This is a genomic window from Rhizobium jaguaris, from assembly GCF_003627755.1.
In the GTDB taxonomy this organism is placed as follows: Bacteria; Pseudomonadota; Alphaproteobacteria; order Rhizobiales; family Rhizobiaceae; genus Rhizobium; species Rhizobium jaguaris.
In genome coordinates, this window is the sequence record NZ_CP032696.1 from 1 (window position 1) to 14,221 (window position 14,221).

The following is a 14,221-nucleotide window of genomic DNA, read 5'->3' on the forward strand; positions in this document are numbered from 1 at the left end:
AACCGTGCAAAAGCTCGTTTGTGTGTTGCCCGGTGTCGGCGCATTTTCTAGTGTGCAGCCGGATCATCAACGGTCTCGAAAGCAGGCATGGCCTCTCAACTCGATATGTTTGCAAATCAAGTGGTCGAAATGCGATCGGAACGGCAGGATACGCCTGCCCGATCGAAGCGTCAGGCAGTCCCCGTCCCTCTCACGGAAGAAGAGATGGTGAGTAGGCTCGAAGATGGGGGTCAGTATCGAGTTCTGCGCAAGCTTAGTCCAAGACAGCTCACTGTGAGCAAGCGTCCCGAATTCCGACAGGTTGGCGTGATCCTTGATACCGAGACGACGGGCCTCAATTACCGTGATGACGAAATCATAGAGATCGGCTTGGTTGCCTTTACATTTGACGGTATCGGCAAGATTGGCGATGTCATCGGTGTCTATGGCGGATTGCAGCAGCCCAGCACGCCGATCTCGGCCGAGATTACGAGGCTCACAGGTATTACCGATGATATGGTCGAGGGGCAGTTAATCGACATGCAGCGGGTTCGCGAGCTTATCGAGCCCGCGGATCTCGTGATAGCACACAACGCCGGTTTTGACCGGCCGTTCTGCGAGGCATTCTCAAATATCTTCGCCAATAAGGCTTGGGCTTGTTCCGTTTGCGAGATCGACTGGAATGCCCGCGGTTTCGAGGGCACGAAGCTCGGATATCTGATTGGGCAGGCCGGCTATTTCCACGATGGTCATCGTGCCGTTGACGATTGTTTTGCGCTACTTGAGGTTCTTGATCGATGCGTTGGAGAGGACGAAGGGCCATTTGCGGAGTTGCTTCGCACAAGCGGACAATCAAGGGTTCGTATTTTTGCCGAGCATAGTCCATATGAGATGAAGGATCATCTCAAGGGCAGGGGATACCGCTGGTCCGACGGCAGCGACGGCCGCCCGAAATCATGGTGGATAGAAATCGGCGTAGATGAGTTCCGCGACGAGCTTCACTATCTTCGCTCTGAAATCTACCGCTGGGAAGATGCCGATCCGCCAGTCCAGCATTTGACCGCTTTTGATCGTTACAAGGCATAACTGCGTTCGTAGAACCAGGAGAGTGCCATGCATCAGCTTCAGCTTGAATCTCTTCTATCAAGGTGGGCGATGCCAATTGAGGCAATCGGTATCGCTTCGACGCCGTTCTCCAAAGGGAAAGCCTGATATCCAGGATAAACGACGATGCGCCTGCGCCAGATCCTCGCTCGCAGGACAGGAGCCCTTCTTAGGTCTCGGTATCAGACTGCGTTTGATTGGATTGCCCATGAATGATCACCTGACGGTCTAAAAGGAGGTCGATTGCGGCACCACACGCTTTCCGATAAAAATTGCGCTGGGTTCCGGCCGGTGCTGAGGCAATCAACGTCTCGATCACAATCCCTTGCCACCTGCTCCAGCCACCGGATGCCGGAGCAGCAGATCGAGATGGGCGGCAACCGTCATGCCATCGACTGAACCAAGTTTCGGCGCTCGATCATCCTGATGAACACCTAAACCTTGGAGAAACTGGCGGCCCATCGGTTCTCATCACTCATTGTGCTTTTCCGAGGCCGGCTACAAATGACCTTGTTGAAAGTTAGCCCGCTCACCTTTTCTCGAAATCTTCAAACTTGACGCTGAGTGCCTTCGCGAGAGCTTTCTTGCCTCTATCGCGCAGCTTTGCGAGGCTGCTGTTGATATACTTTCGCGACATGAAGGTCCCCTTCCCCCATGGCTCTCCGTATGCATTGGCCAACAGGTCGGCTTGGCGCGTCTCTACGAGCGCTTCAAAGAGAGCAAGGCTGCCTGAAATCGACTTTGTCCACCTTGGCATGTCTGAGTGCGTCTGCGAGCCGTATCGAGTCCACGATGAGCTTATGGATGGCATACCTCTCGGGAGCAGGCACGAGGACCTTTACGAGTTCAGCCTGAGACGTGAAGGCTCCACTCGCCAAGTTGCTAGGCGCGCCGCCCGGCCGTTCTTTTCGTTCGGCATTATTGTAATAGCTCGCTGCCTGCGTCACCGATTTGTGCAGCGATTGCTGCATCGCCTCTGGAAGGGGAATGCCGCGGTTGGCGGCCTCGGTCAGGTAGCCCGATCGGAGCCCATGCGCCGAAAACATCGCCGGATCAAGGTCGACGCCGCGGTTTTTCCGGACTGCACTTGAGCCGGCGTGGTGCGATTCCCCATGATTTTCCGGACTAGCAGAACATGAAATCGGACGCGGTCAGACCCAGGCCGGCCAATTGGAGCAAACTCTGCACATTAGCCAAATGCGCGAAGTCATCCACCTGATTGTCGGAGGTAACATAACCCAGCTCCGCCGTCATGGTGTTGTAATTAAAATAGGCAACGATATCGCCTGCAGCCTCGCCGGAGATATCCCTGGCTGCGGCTGAACCATCGGCGAAACCGTGATCGGTGATCACGACGACGTGCGCGCCGTGCGCGCCGTTGGCGGGGCCGCTGTAGAACGTGTCCACCTGATTGCCGGGCGCCGAGTGATTGACGAAATTCGCATCATGACCATCGCTACCAAGGCCCACCGCGTCGAAGGTGAAAGTATCTTGCGCTGGGTCAAAATCCACAATGCTGGTGTGGTCCGAGCCTGGCCCGTAGTTTTGATCTACCCCGGGTTGCGGGTTGTGGAACTGGAACACAAAGGTGTCGTGGCCGGCACCCCCGATCAGAAAATCCCTGCCGTCGCCCGCGAAGAGGGCGTCGTCGCCGGGGCCGCCGTAGAGCTTGTCGTTGTCCGCACCGAGGATGACCGCACCGAGGATACGCGGATTGTCGAGGCCAGTGTCGCCGTAGAGGTAGTCGTTGCCCTCGTCGCCAAAGACGTGGTCATTGCCCACGCCACCGAAGACTCGGTCATTGCCCTCGCCGGCCGAGATGGAGTCGTTGCCATAACCGCCGTCGATCCAGTCATTTCCTGTTGGATCGACTATTACATCATCACCGTTGCTGCCAAAGAGACTGTTGCTACCCGGGCCGCCCAGAATTGTCTTTTCCATTGTGAATCCTCCTTATGAAACAGCCCCGCGACGCCATTCGACTCATTCATATGCCTTATCGGATAATTAGAGTAATTGGTTGTTTTGATAGAACACATCGACATAACGGATGCGTCTACGTGCGGTTCGCCTCAATGGATCTGAACTCTGGAGGTCATCATCCAGATCGTGCTCAAGTGTATGACGGCAGGGCACTTCATCCGGCTAGCGGGTTCATGTTTGGGCTAGCCTTTGAGGTCGGACTGGATCGCTGCGTTTGCATTCGTTCTCCGGCGCGTGTCAAGCCGCCAGCCTCTTTATGTCCAAAGCAGAACAACTATGCCGGAAATGGACAAGTGGTCCCGCGATCAAAGGCAAGCAACTTGCTTCGATAATTGACAGGGTTCACCGCTGCCGGCGGCGCCAGTGATCATGCCTGCCTTGTCGGCAAGCACTGGCGAAGCACGCGGGCGACGCTGTCATTGACATGAAGGTAAGGTGTGCTTGAGACGTACGAGAACTACGAGCAGATGTACCGCCCCATCAGCCGTGGTGACGTATGAGAGCCGAGAAATGAACAGGTAGGCAAACGTGCACGTACCCTCATTTGCCGAAACACTGAAGTCCCGATTCCAGATCTGGAAGAAGTAATTCATGCGCTTTTCGACACTGTCTCCCAGCGCAAAGATCAGGGTGTAATCACTGTAGAAGAAATTGTGAGCCTCGCCCACGTGATCTCCCGAGGGGAAAAGGGACTAACTGCACAAGAAATTCAATACAACATTATGTCCCGGTATCGGAGCAGCTTTCATCCTCCCGAGCTATTGCGTGGGGGCTGGCAGCGCTCCTCCTCCGAGTTGTCTGTCAGTATGGAAAGCCCGGGCGCACCGCGCTGCGCTTGTTCTGTTTCAGAGCGGAGGCGAATGAGCATCGCGTAGTCCGTGACAATACGGCGCGAATCTGTTTCTTCAGGGGGGCCATCAGTTCTGGAAGGTGCCACAATGGATGCTGCCGACAACGATGATTGCCGTCATGCGACGCTATTTCGCACTGAGGGAAGAGCTGACGAGATTGAAGTCGGCGCTTGAGGGGAGGCGAAAAGCCATGGGGATCCCGGTCGGCGAATTCTACCACGTTCGCAGCGAGAGCGAACATGCAGTGGACGTCGTCGTCCGATTCGTCACCCTGAAAAAGGAGATGGACTTTTTAATGAGTCTCGCCGAGGGCTGGGCGAGGGGGTCGTCATCCGTCTCGACACACTGGCCGATTGATCCGCCGACGGGCGATAATGGCGAGGCTACCCTCTTTTCGGTAGGGAAGGGGTGGAATATATCCCTCGAGCTATTTGGGATAGCGCGGCGTTCGCTTATTCGCTCCACAGATGGAAATTGATAACGCATCCCGCCAGGTGATGGCTGTTTTTGTCGCGCATCCTATATTACGACACCGTTCCGTCAGCGAGGGCTGAAGGAAGACGCAATAGGAGAAGGCCGATAATGGCAACTGGTACTGTAAAATGGTTCAATGCGACCAAGGGTTTTGGTTTCATTCAACCGGATGACGGCAGCGCGGATGTGTTCGTTCATATCTCCGCGGTCGAGCGCGCTGGTCTACGTGGCCTGAATGATGGCCAGAAGATCACCTACGAGCTGGTAAAGGATCGCCGGTCCGGCAAGATGTCGGCCGACAATCTCGAGGCCTAACCTGACGCCGAGGCTCGGCACTTTGGCAGAGTCGGTTTGGTACCGACTTTGCCTTGAGAACGACCGACCGAGGTTTGCCATTCTCGATCCATGGCGGTAATATACCAATCGTCTGGAGCGGCTTGCGGTATCAGACGAGCAACCGCGCCGCCCGTCCCATCTTCTGTTCCGCATTGTTGTAATAGCTTGCCGCCTGCGTGACCGACTTGTGCAGCGACTGCTGCATCGCCTCGGCCAACGGAATGCCGCGGTTGGAAGCCTCGGTGAGATAGCCGGAACGCAAGCCATGCGCCGAGAACATCACCGGATCGAGCCCGGCCTGTTTGATGCGGCTTTTGAGGATCAGATTGACGGACTGCGGTGTCAGCGCCCGCCGGTCGATATTTCCCCATTGATCGATGCGCCGGAACACCGGTCCAGTGTCGATCCTGGCCGCCGCCAGCCACTGCTTCAAGGCGGTCACCGGCCGGCCGATCAGAATGACCTGTCTGTCGTCATCGGTTGTCGTCGTCTTGGTGCGGCCAAGATGGATGGTCAGGCAGGGCAGGGCAGGGGAGTTCGGATTGCCCGGATCGGCGCGTACTAGCTCCTCGTCGACGAGATCCTCGACCCGCAGCCCTGCCACCTCAGATCGCCGGCGGCCGCCGGAGGCGAAGGCGACGAGCAGCAGCGCCCGATCGCGGAGATCAACCAGACGATCGCCAGCACAGGCCGCCAGCAATTTCGCCAGGATATCGCCGGTTACCGCCTTTCTGCTCTTGCGCTGCCGCGGTCGTCTGCTGGCTTTCACCGCCAATCTGAGCGCGGTCTTCAAGGAAGGGGCGCCAAATGCGCCGGCGAGGCCCCGCCAGCGCGTCAGGATAGACCAGGAGGTCAGGCGCCGGCGCACTGTGTCGGGCGCATGCGGTCCGTCGACCCGCAGCAGGCGCTCGGCGCGCAATCCAACCTCGACATCGGCAGGCATGCCATGGCGTGGATCTTCGGCGCGCTCGGCCGGATCCCAGAGGTGATGGGCGACGAATTTCAACAGCAGGCTTTCGGGCGCCGGCCAGGGCAGGGGAGCGCCGGTGGCAAGCTGGCACCAGGCTTCGAGATAGCCGAGGTCCGATGCCAGCGCCTTGAGCGTGTTCTCGCCCATGCCCTCCTGCGCCAGGTGTTTGAGCGTCGCGACGTCGTCGTCGGTCAGAAGTGCTGCCAGCTGATCGCGGCGATCGAAGGGCAGGATGGCGTCGAGCGCATCGAGTTCTTCGGCGCGGCGGAGGATGGCTTGGCTGCCGGAATCTGCTGCTCCAGGATCGCTTATCATGCTCCCAATTCTCCAATAGATCCGAGAATGGTACCGCCCCTAGACACGGGAGGCGAGGGGCCGCCAGCGCTCGATGATTTCCTCGATCTCGCCGCGATAGTCGGTGGGGTGGACGGCGTCCTCTTCCCGCGCGAGATAGGTGAAGATCGTCGCCATATCCTCGGAGACTTCGCGATCAACAGCGAACAGATCGGCGAGATCGAAACCGCCATGCACCTCGGCGTTCCACCAGGCGAGCAGGAAGTTGGCCACCCGCCGGCCCTGGCCGGTGTCTTCATGGGCGACATTCAGCAGCTTTTCAACGGCGAATCTAACTCGGTCTTCCATGGCGCTTTCCGGTTGGTCTGTTTAATCCTTAATCGCGGTATGAGCAGTGTCACCCGCGTCATCGAGCGTTCCGGTTAGGCCGGGCTAGCGGCATCCCGGATGGATTCATCCTTAGGCGACACCCAAAAAAACGGCGAGCGACCTTGTGACCGCCAGGAGGGAATCATCTTCCAGGCGACCGATCGTCGTGCCAATTCTATCCCGTTTCACGGACATGGCTTTGTCCACCATCACTTGCGAGGCTTTGCGCAAACCGCTTTGTGCGGTTGGCTGAATTGTTGGTCGAATGAGCGGCGCGTCGACGAGTGTGCCGGAAATCAGCAGGACAGTGACTGTTCCCGTTGCATCAAACTGATCGGTCTGGATGATTAGTGCTGGACGAGGCTTGCCGAAATCGCCGCTGATTGCGACGGTCACGATGTCACCGCGCCTCACGCTTCACCCTCGTGGTCGAGGTCACCGAGAGCGGCGTCAAGGAAATCTTGCAGACCGCGGTCGGCGACATCGGCAAGGGCGACCTGAACGGACTGACGATGGCATTCGGCGGCAAAACCAGGGCGACGGGTGTCAGGAACCCATATTTGCACGGGACGCAGCCCAGCGGCCCGCAACGTTTCACGGCGCTTTTGAACTCTTTCGTTGACCGAGCTTGCCATGATCAAACTCCATTACGATTGTTACATGTAACATAAGAAGCAAGCCCCGCCATGTCAATGAGCTGGCTGCCGGGCGTGAAGATCCTCACGCTGGCGAGGAAAGGTTGCTGTGTATTCGGGCGTCGGTTCGGAGGGGCGGGCTGATCGACTTCCGGCTCGCTTGCCTGGGCCTCTGTCGAGGAACCGACCATTCGTCGTCCACGACGACTGGTCGTGAAAATGGGTCGATAAAGTCGATTCAAACTGGCAACCGGGTTCCGCCTCGGCAACAGTAAAACCCCTGTTTTCGGCGGCGTTACGAGCCGTCCGGATATCTGTTTTCCACAATTTGCACCGCCAAATCCATCACTATCGATACATGATCCCTATCGGAAGTGAGGCGACGTCTATGACATCGTGCTGAGTGACGGAAGCAATGGCCGAGTTAAGGTCCGATACAGAAAAGAACAGCATCAATTCATATGGTTAACGAAATGGAAATGGGGAAATTTCGACGTCCGTGGGGAGGCTACCCCGCGCATCCAGGGGCCTCTTCGCGTTTAGCAAGCCCACTTAGTAGGCGAAGCCAACTATCCACACGATGAGGAGCATGTCGATGAGCAATACAATCACCAGAAGGAGGCTTATGAGCTTTCGTCGCTCCATAGTCTCCTTGGATTCAATTTTGAAAGCCGCTTTGTAAGCGTTCTCGATGTCTCGGTCCGTCACGGGTCTAATGGAGTTTCGAGGGCGTGTCATATTGACGAGGCCGCATGTGACGAAGATGAAAAATAATAGCAGATAAGGGGCCATCTCAAACGCAGCCTTTTGCTGTCCAGCCACTTGCAATTTCTCATCAGATAAACAGGTTTCGCTGTCCATCGCAATTGAAAGCCGCTTGCGCAATGCCAGGCGGTTCTGGCAATGCCTAATTCGATGTGACTTCCCAACCTGAAATGATGCCCTAAGCCAAATGTCGATACACTGCCGAGCAGCGGCAACAGGTTCAGAATGAACGACCGGCAACCATTTGATCTCAAGGCCTACGTGCACGACCGTGAAACAAAACCATGCTTCATCTGCGGCCTGGTCGGGAATGATCCGTCTTGCTTTCATCACCGCATTTTTGAGGATAGCGAGACGATTATCTTTCTGAGCAAATACCCGACTTTGCCCGGTTACTGCCTTGTTTGTCCGCGCGAGCACCGCGAGGATTTGGCTCAGGATATGTCGACGGATGAATATCTCAGATTACAGAAGAAGGTGCATGTGTTGTCGCGCGCCCTAAAAAGGGTGTTTGATGCCGAACGAATTTATGTACTTTCGCTCGGCAGCCGACAAGCCAACAGCCACTTACATTTTCATGTCGTGCCTTTGCCTGCAGGTGTGCCGCTCGAAGAGCAGCAATACCATGCATTGATGGCGGAGCACGGGATCCTGCGCATACCTGATGACGAAATGGCGCAGATGGCGCGACAGATCACTGAAGCTTATCACTCTGAACTGGCCGCACCATAGCTGGCCAGTGAGCGTCATGAAATTGCACGACTGACCAGGGGATCCGGAGATCAAGGCATTGTGCTGCGGGCGCTCTTTCACCATAACTGACCACGGCAATCTTAACGAGATTTCGGTAAGGAGAGGATGCAAGTCACGTATGAAGAAGTGCGGTATTGAAAAGCCTGACGAAGCCAGCGCAAACGCATGACAGTTCGTCGTCCTTCTTCGACAAAAATCGAGCGTGCGAAATGGATTGCACTCCGCACCGAGCAGACCATCCGGGAAGGCGCGCTGGGCGACGATAAAGAGCTGTCGGCGTGGATCAAGATCCACGATCCTGCCTCGGATAACCAGATCAAGCAAATCAAGCGCTGGATCGCGTCCGGCAAAATCGAGGTGCCGCCGCGTTACCCGCACGCCATGACCGCGGCGGAGGCGAGGCGTATTATCGCTGCGAATAGACCGGCGAAAACACGTGGCGAACAGGGTCAAGCACGGCGGAAGCTTCCTTGGCTTGCCCGGAAATTGCTTTGGCTTTGGCTATGGATCGGTGTCGCGGTGCCGATGATCGTCGGTGTGTTCATTCCATTATTTCTGCCTTCGACCGAGTGGGCGGCGCTGATGAGCATACCGAGTGTTGCGATCGGTCTGCTATCGGCCGCAATTTATGTTCTGGTACTGCGAGCCTACCTGGAATTACGCGGTGACTACCCAATTATCGTCGGAGGCGCGGCATTGCTCGCCTTTGCCGCTGGTAGGAATATCGCCATCCTTATCGTGCCAATGATCTTTCCGCTGTTCATTGGGGCGCATGTGGAGATGCCTTACACGGTGGTGCAAATTGACGGGTTTGAGAGCAAAGGCTGCCGCCGACCGATCAAGCTCGAAGGAATGCCCTTGATGTTCAGAGAACTGTGCGGCTTTCCGGATAGTTTCAGACACAGCCTTGCACCTGGCATGCGCTTAAGTGTTGCCGGCTACGGCACTCGCTATGGTCTCTATGTCGAGAGTGCCCGTCCGGCAGGTCCCGTATCGACAGACGGTCCAAAGCAGTTGCGGGGAGCTCCGGATTAGATCAATCCTGCTGGGGCCCCCGGAAATTCGGGATCGAGGTGGGGCGGCTATTTGAGCCTCGGATAAGAGTTTTCACTTCCAGCACTCCGAGGGATCAGCGAAGATTTTCTTCGATCGTCTTGTAACAGGTATCGTTATTCCCGATGTCGGCCTTAGCCAGTGACTTCCATTCATCGCGATCAAAGTCGAAATACTCAAGGAAGCAGCGGCCGGCATCGTAGCTGAACCATTGAGCGGCAAGCAGGCGACTTTCGAGACTGTATTCCAATGCAAGATACATGTTGGCTTCGCCGCCGCGTGGGAAACTCGCCGGCCGGCCAGTCTTATTGTCGGCGACGATCGCGAAGGAGCATCCCGTTCCGCAGCCGATCTGAATGAGGGTGTAGTGTCCCGCGAAGTTGGGGCCCTGGCGCATCCCGTCACGGATACGCGTTCTGAAGGAATTGAACTGACGGTCTCGGCCCTTGAAGTCGGGCAGCATCGTCTTTCCGGCAAATCGACCTGAGATCGGAAAGTCGGCCGGTTTTTTGCGCACAACGCTTGATATGACCGATGCGTTCGCCTCCGTGGCTATCGGCTGGGATGATGTGGCGTCACACGCATGCCATTCCATTTGATAGCCATACTCGCCTTCGCGACCGAAGCACCAGCCGACAGTCTGCAGCTTCGCTGCGATGCGCTCGCGCCTGTCGCAGGCTGCCAGGGTTTCAGTCGAATCTCCGCTGCCGCCGCGGCATGCTCCATTTTGTTCTTGCCACTGCGATATCAGGCGGGCCGGCGCGGAGGCTCCCTTATCGGTCTCGCTGACCTTCCCGCCCTCCGACACAATCGCACCGGTCTTCTGGTCCCAGACGAAGGAGAACTCCGCAGTCCCCGATGATATGCGATCGCCGGCCCGCTTTGCGTACCAATCGACATTTCCCTCGATCCTGCAGGTATCCGAACAGCTGATCCTCAGAGATTGCGGTCTTTCGCTATAGGCCCGGATCGGCCATCGTGTCGCAAAGTCGCGCTTTGCAGTGACCACCACAGCTTTGGGTGTCGCTTTTCCGTAGAAATCCACGGTATCGCCGTATGCTCTTTCCATGAAAGCAACCGCTTCGGTATTCCCGCGAGACCAGGCGTCGTAATAGGCGGATATGAAGGCCTGGGCCTTCTGCTCGACTGTCGTGGCAGCAGCTTGATGCGTTGAGGGGGAAGGAACCGCTGGAACAGCCGCTCTCGCCGCCTCAAGCCGGTCGGAGATATCGTTCAGATTCCCGAACGTTACCCCATAGCTCTGCATCTCACTGGCGGTGAGATACCGCATATCGTCGCTCGGTACGGAGAGGCTGAGCTGAAGCAGCTTGGGGTCGACGCCCATCTCCGTAAAATACGACATGATCTGTGCAGTCATCGTCTGTACCGCAGCCACGGCGGTCGGACCATCGAGCCCGGTCCCCGGCGCAAACGAAGATTGATGAACACCGATGGCGCCGGGCTCTGCTTGGCGGATCACCCCGCCGACGAATGCCAGCGTGCAGGCGGATGCACACTGGCTGGCACGCAGCTGGAAAGTCGCTAGCCCGAGCGACCGGATCATCCTCCCGTAGGCCATGGCCGCAAGGATGTTGCCGCCGTTGCTGTCAAAGGTGACGGCCTTGGCGCCGCTTGCCGCGACCTCCCGCGACAGTTGCTGAGGATCGTCGGACTGGCTGAATTCACCTTTCAGCAGAAGAACCGGTGAGGCGTTTTCGATTGGGATACGCTGTATCATCATGTCTGCACGCGCCGCGCCGAACAAGGTTGCGGATGCAAAAATGGCCAGAACGGATTGACGCAGGAACACCGATACTAACCCCAGAGAACAGCAAGATGCATGTTATCGCATCAACTGTTACGCGCAATACTGAAAGCGATATTTCGCGCCGACGACAAGAAATTTGACGCCAACACGAAATTGGAGCGCTCCGTACTGATTCATCTTGGTTGGGACCGTCTCGACTTGCAGCAACTAGTTCTCGGCTTTCAGGCGGATGTTCGCGCGAGGCCGCTTAGTGCCTGAATCGAACTTGCCTCGGAGGAGGGAGCCAAATCTGGCGCCGACCTCCCGATGGCCCGGGCGGTGCTGAGCGGCCCCGATCTAGAAATGGCGACCGACGTTGGAGGTGCCGACACCTGCCACAACGGCCATTTTATTGCAGCCGCCAAAACGCGTGCGGCCGAGGTCGCCCGCCGGAACGGTGAGCAAGTTCGGTTGAAACACCGGACACCGGCATTAAACTCAGCTCGACTCATCGCCTCCCGTTCCTCCTATGCTGCTTCCCAAACCTGGTTCAGAATTTTTGCGGCCAAGGCCGCCTTGTCCTGGGGCAGGAACCGGCCATAGTGCTGCTGCACCACATCCGGGGTATCCTGGATCGCATAGCTTGCCTGCTCGTAGGATCCTGTCTGTTTAAGGATATGGGTCGCGAGAATGTCCCGAACATTGTGCGGCCCGTGCGGCAGCAGGCCCTGAATGGCGCCGCGACCGGTGTAGGGGTTGTAGATCCCATATCGTTGGATCACGGTTCTCCAGGCTTCGTAGAATGTCGTGGAGTCGTATGCGGCTTCGGTACTGGTCGTCTTCACCGTCTTCACGAACAGGGTGCCGGGATCCTTTGCACCGGCGAGCAACACACCGCGATGCCGGTCGACGTAGGCTTCCAGGTATTTATAAAGGTCGAGCAGGTCGGGCAGGATCAGTCGGAATGGTTTCTGGCCAAAGAAAGACGAGCCGGAATTCTTGAAGGCGACGGACGGGATGAGCACTTCCCAGCCACGCTCGCGGTCGCTCCAGCGCAGCTCCCCACACTTCATGTCTTCCAGGCGGCGCTCGGACGTCGGAAAGTGACCACGTGGGCAGACGCGAAGCTGGCAGAGGTTCTTCTGCCGCAGTCCCAGATGCAACCCAAGCCGAAGCATCAGGAAGGAGCGGACAGCCTCCGCCGCGGGTCGCGGATAATGGCCTTCGTCCGGCATGCGCTTCAGGATCTCGTCGGTGATCTTGCGGTATTCCGCGAGCGGGCTGTCTGCCTCCAGGATCACCATGATCGGCTCGAACGGATCGCGATGCACCCGCATGACCCGCTGTACTTCCTTCGAGCGATTAGCGGCATGCCGATGAAACGCGTCGCAGGCGCCATGCCAGTCGCGTGAAGCGAATTCGATCTCCTCCGGCGCGATCAGATTTTCGATCGGCCTGACATTCTTCAGAAGCTCCGGATGCTGCCGGATCCAGCCGACCTCGGCACGGGTGAGGGCTTGTGCGACCATCAGCATGTCCTCTTCCCACTTGGTGTAGAAGCCGCGACGCTGCTCGCGCCATTGCAGATACCAGTCCCAGACGCCCGGGAAGATCAGCAAGCCGAAGGTCAACTGGCTGAGCGGGACGCCGCGGCCCTTGACGATGCCGGCGGGTGACGCGGCCAGCGCCCCGAACATCAGCCCAAGGTGCTCGATCTTCTGCGATGCCGTTTCCTCGCCCCACACGCCGTTGCGCTGAAACCCGATCGCCGTCAGCGTCGAGGTCTTGAAACGGATCAGGTCCGCCATCTCCATCGCCAGGCGCGGCGGTGCATCGACCACGCCGGAAAGAAGGTCCGGATCCTCGAACGATTCCTCGGCGCTGTGATAGGCGCCGCGGGTTAGGGCCGTCGACCGAGGAGACAGGGATGCGCCACCATAGGTGATGCCGGGAAACCGGATGGCATAGCGTTGCTTGCTAGCCGCCGCCTGGTAGCGGCGATAATCGGTGGAACCGGATATGATGACTCGCCGCACCCAATCGAGGATTTCCTCGCGCTTGGAAAACGGCAGGCTGCCGAAATCGTCCGGCAGATGCCAGGCTAATCGCCGCCGCTCGGCAGGACTGATATCACCAAGGTCATGACCGTTGAGCGAACGAGCCTGATGCGGAAGCTTGGCCTTGAAATATCCCTCCGGCAGTCGGTAGCGCCGCTCGATGCGGGCGAGGATATCGAAGCTGGCAATAGATCTCGGGGCGCGTTCACCCTGGATCCATGACAACAGCGTCTTGTGGTCAAAAGTCTCGCCGAGACGAATGATCGCGCGATAGAGTTGCCAATAACTGTCGCCGAAGCGGCGCATCTGGTAGATGAGCGCGTCCTGAAAGCTTTCAGGATCGTCCGCCGCCTCGAACAGCGGTTCGGGAAATTCCCGGATCGGTTTTGGTTGTGGACCGCGCGGCACAGACGCCGATTGAGCCGGAGCCTCGTCTCTGCTCATCCGTTGGGGCTTGCGGGTGGAGGATGCGGTTGATGCTGGCGCGCGGCGAGCGGCTTTGCTTGGGCTGGTTTTCGGGCTTGGCGGTCGAACGTCTTCCGCCGCGGGCGGCATGCGGAGCCATCGGAGGATGGCGTCGAGACCCGGGCGCAGGTGCTTTTTCAGCTCCGCTGTCATCTCGTCCTTGATCCCGCAGGCTTCCGCGACCGTCGTCCAGTCGATGCGGCCGTTCTCCATCGGTGGTGACTTGCGGTAGATGATCAGGCTGATGAGGTATGGTCGGATATTCTCGAGGACCCGTTTCGATGCGATCGGCGCAATGCGCAGTTCGCAGAAGTCTGAGATTTTTCGTTGAAAATGGCGTGAAGAAACGTCTTGTTTTGGCATGCTCGCATTCCATAGCTATCGGC

14 protein-coding genes and 1 pseudogene are annotated in these 14,221 nt (G+C 57.7%); 5 read left to right on the top strand and 10 right to left on the bottom strand.

The genetic code is table 11. The features are described from left to right. Window positions 1-87 precede the first annotated feature (87 nt). Entirely contained in the window at window positions 88-1,065 is a 978-nt protein-coding gene (locus CCGE525_RS34160; RefSeq protein WP_120708791.1) for a 3'-5' exonuclease, read from the top strand. Window positions 1,066-1,398: 333 nt separating this feature from the next. Here the strand turns inward: CCGE525_RS34160 and CCGE525_RS38585 are convergent, their stop codons facing one another. The 3 genes and pseudogenes from CCGE525_RS38585 to CCGE525_RS34175 form a co-directional block, all read right to left on the bottom strand. After that, window positions 1,399-1,545, bottom strand: coding sequence for a hypothetical protein (locus tag CCGE525_RS38585; RefSeq protein ID WP_162950412.1), 147 nt, complete (start codon window positions 1,543-1,545; stop codon window positions 1,399-1,401). Window positions 1,546-1,921: 376 nt separating this feature from the next. Beyond that, window positions 1,922-2,141: pseudogene (locus CCGE525_RS34170) on the bottom strand (hypothetical protein); the annotation flags it as partial. Window positions 2,142-2,208: 67 nt separating this feature from the next. Next, the gene (locus CCGE525_RS34175; protein ID WP_120708792.1) at window positions 2,209-3,024 is read right to left on the bottom strand and encodes a calcium-binding protein; all 816 of its coding nucleotides are present in this window, start codon (window positions 3,022-3,024) and stop codon (window positions 2,209-2,211) included. A 1,011-nt stretch (window positions 3,025-4,035) separates the two neighbouring features. Between CCGE525_RS34175 and CCGE525_RS38815 the strand changes: the two genes are divergently transcribed. Continuing rightward, the gene (locus CCGE525_RS38815; RefSeq protein WP_205587534.1) at window positions 4,036-4,395 is read left to right on the top strand and encodes a hypothetical protein; all 360 of its coding nucleotides are present in this window, start codon (window positions 4,036-4,038) and stop codon (window positions 4,393-4,395) included. A gap of 104 nt (window positions 4,396-4,499) precedes the next feature. Further along, window positions 4,500-4,706: a cold-shock protein gene (locus tag CCGE525_RS34190; RefSeq protein WP_120708794.1), complete on the top strand. Its 207-nt coding sequence runs from the start codon at window positions 4,500-4,502 to the stop codon at window positions 4,704-4,706. Between the two features lie 130 nt (window positions 4,707-4,836). On the opposite strand, the gene CCGE525_RS34195 is transcribed toward CCGE525_RS34190, so the two are convergent. The 5 genes from CCGE525_RS34195 to CCGE525_RS34215 all read right to left on the bottom strand — a co-directional run bounded on the left by CCGE525_RS34195 (window position 4,837) and on the right by CCGE525_RS34215 (window position 7,856). Then, window positions 4,837-6,012, bottom strand: coding sequence for a site-specific integrase (locus CCGE525_RS34195; RefSeq protein WP_120708795.1), 1,176 nt, complete (start codon window positions 6,010-6,012; stop codon window positions 4,837-4,839). A gap of 39 nt (window positions 6,013-6,051) precedes the next feature. Beyond that, window positions 6,052-6,339, bottom strand: a complete 288-nt coding sequence (locus CCGE525_RS34200) for a DUF7673 family protein (RefSeq protein ID WP_120708796.1) — start codon at window positions 6,337-6,339, stop codon at window positions 6,052-6,054. Window positions 6,340-6,450: 111 nt separating this feature from the next. After that, on the bottom strand, window positions 6,451-6,774 hold the full coding sequence (locus CCGE525_RS34205) for a type II toxin-antitoxin system PemK/MazF family toxin (protein WP_120708797.1): 324 nt from the start codon (window positions 6,772-6,774) through the stop codon (window positions 6,451-6,453). Further along, window positions 6,771-6,995, bottom strand: coding sequence for an antitoxin MazE family protein (locus CCGE525_RS34210; protein ID WP_120708798.1), 225 nt, complete (start codon window positions 6,993-6,995; stop codon window positions 6,771-6,773). Before CCGE525_RS34210 ends, CCGE525_RS34205 begins: the two co-directional genes overlap by 4 nt. 552 nt (window positions 6,996-7,547) lie before the next feature. After that, window positions 7,548-7,856, bottom strand: coding sequence for a hypothetical protein (locus CCGE525_RS34215; protein ID WP_120708799.1), 309 nt, complete (start codon window positions 7,854-7,856; stop codon window positions 7,548-7,550). Window positions 7,857-7,985: 129 nt separating this feature from the next. Between CCGE525_RS34215 and CCGE525_RS34220 the strand changes: the two genes are divergently transcribed. Continuing rightward, window positions 7,986-8,492, top strand: a complete 507-nt coding sequence (locus tag CCGE525_RS34220) for an HIT family protein (protein WP_120708800.1) — start codon at window positions 7,986-7,988, stop codon at window positions 8,490-8,492. A gap of 186 nt (window positions 8,493-8,678) precedes the next feature. Further along, window positions 8,679-9,548, top strand: coding sequence for a hypothetical protein (locus CCGE525_RS34225; protein ID WP_120708801.1), 870 nt, complete (start codon window positions 8,679-8,681; stop codon window positions 9,546-9,548). 94 nt (window positions 9,549-9,642) lie between these two features. Here the strand turns inward: CCGE525_RS34225 and CCGE525_RS34230 are convergent, their stop codons facing one another. Both CCGE525_RS34230 and CCGE525_RS34240 read right to left on the bottom strand, forming a co-directional pair. Beyond that, entirely contained in the window at window positions 9,643-11,307 is a 1,665-nt protein-coding gene (locus tag CCGE525_RS34230) for a COG3904 family protein (protein WP_245472429.1), read from the bottom strand. A gap of 533 nt (window positions 11,308-11,840) precedes the next feature. Then, window positions 11,841-14,198: a hypothetical protein gene (locus CCGE525_RS34240; RefSeq protein ID WP_120708804.1), complete on the bottom strand. Its 2,358-nt coding sequence runs from the start codon at window positions 14,196-14,198 to the stop codon at window positions 11,841-11,843. Window positions 14,199-14,221: the final 23 nt, after the last annotated feature.

What these genes read in the sequence shown, in the direction of transcription:
- CCGE525_RS34210 (WP_120708798.1), bottom strand. Translation starts at nt 6,995, where the DNA reads ATGGCAAGCTCGGTCAACGAAAGAGTTCAAAAGCGCCGTGAAACGTTG.
- CCGE525_RS34215 (WP_120708799.1), bottom strand. Translation starts at nt 7,856, where the DNA reads ATGGACAGCGAAACCTGTTTATCTGATGAGAAATTGCAAGTGGCTGGA.
- CCGE525_RS34230 (WP_245472429.1), bottom strand. Translation starts at nt 11,307, where the DNA reads ATGATGATACAGCGTATCCCAATCGAAAACGCCTCACCGGTTCTTCTG.
- CCGE525_RS34175 (WP_120708792.1), bottom strand. Translation starts at nt 3,024, where the DNA reads ATGGAAAAGACAATTCTGGGCGGCCCGGGTAGCAACAGTCTCTTTGGC.
- CCGE525_RS34200 (WP_120708796.1), bottom strand. Translation starts at nt 6,339, where the DNA reads ATGGAAGACCGAGTTAGATTCGCCGTTGAAAAGCTGCTGAATGTCGCC.
- CCGE525_RS34240 (WP_120708804.1), bottom strand. Translation starts at nt 14,198, where the DNA reads ATGCCAAAACAAGACGTTTCTTCACGCCATTTTCAACGAAAAATCTCA.
- CCGE525_RS34190 (WP_120708794.1), top strand. Translation starts at nt 4,500, where the DNA reads ATGGCAACTGGTACTGTAAAATGGTTCAATGCGACCAAGGGTTTTGGT.
- CCGE525_RS34195 (WP_120708795.1), bottom strand. Translation starts at nt 6,012, where the DNA reads ATGATAAGCGATCCTGGAGCAGCAGATTCCGGCAGCCAAGCCATCCTC.
- CCGE525_RS34220 (WP_120708800.1), top strand. Translation starts at nt 7,986, where the DNA reads ATGAACGACCGGCAACCATTTGATCTCAAGGCCTACGTGCACGACCGT.
- CCGE525_RS34160 (WP_120708791.1), top strand. Translation starts at nt 88, where the DNA reads ATGGCCTCTCAACTCGATATGTTTGCAAATCAAGTGGTCGAAATGCGA.
- CCGE525_RS38815 (WP_205587534.1), top strand. Translation starts at nt 4,036, where the DNA reads ATGCGACGCTATTTCGCACTGAGGGAAGAGCTGACGAGATTGAAGTCG.
- CCGE525_RS38585 (WP_162950412.1), bottom strand. Translation starts at nt 1,545, where the DNA reads ATGGGCCGCCAGTTTCTCCAAGGTTTAGGTGTTCATCAGGATGATCGA.
- CCGE525_RS34225 (WP_120708801.1), top strand. Translation starts at nt 8,679, where the DNA reads ATGACAGTTCGTCGTCCTTCTTCGACAAAAATCGAGCGTGCGAAATGG.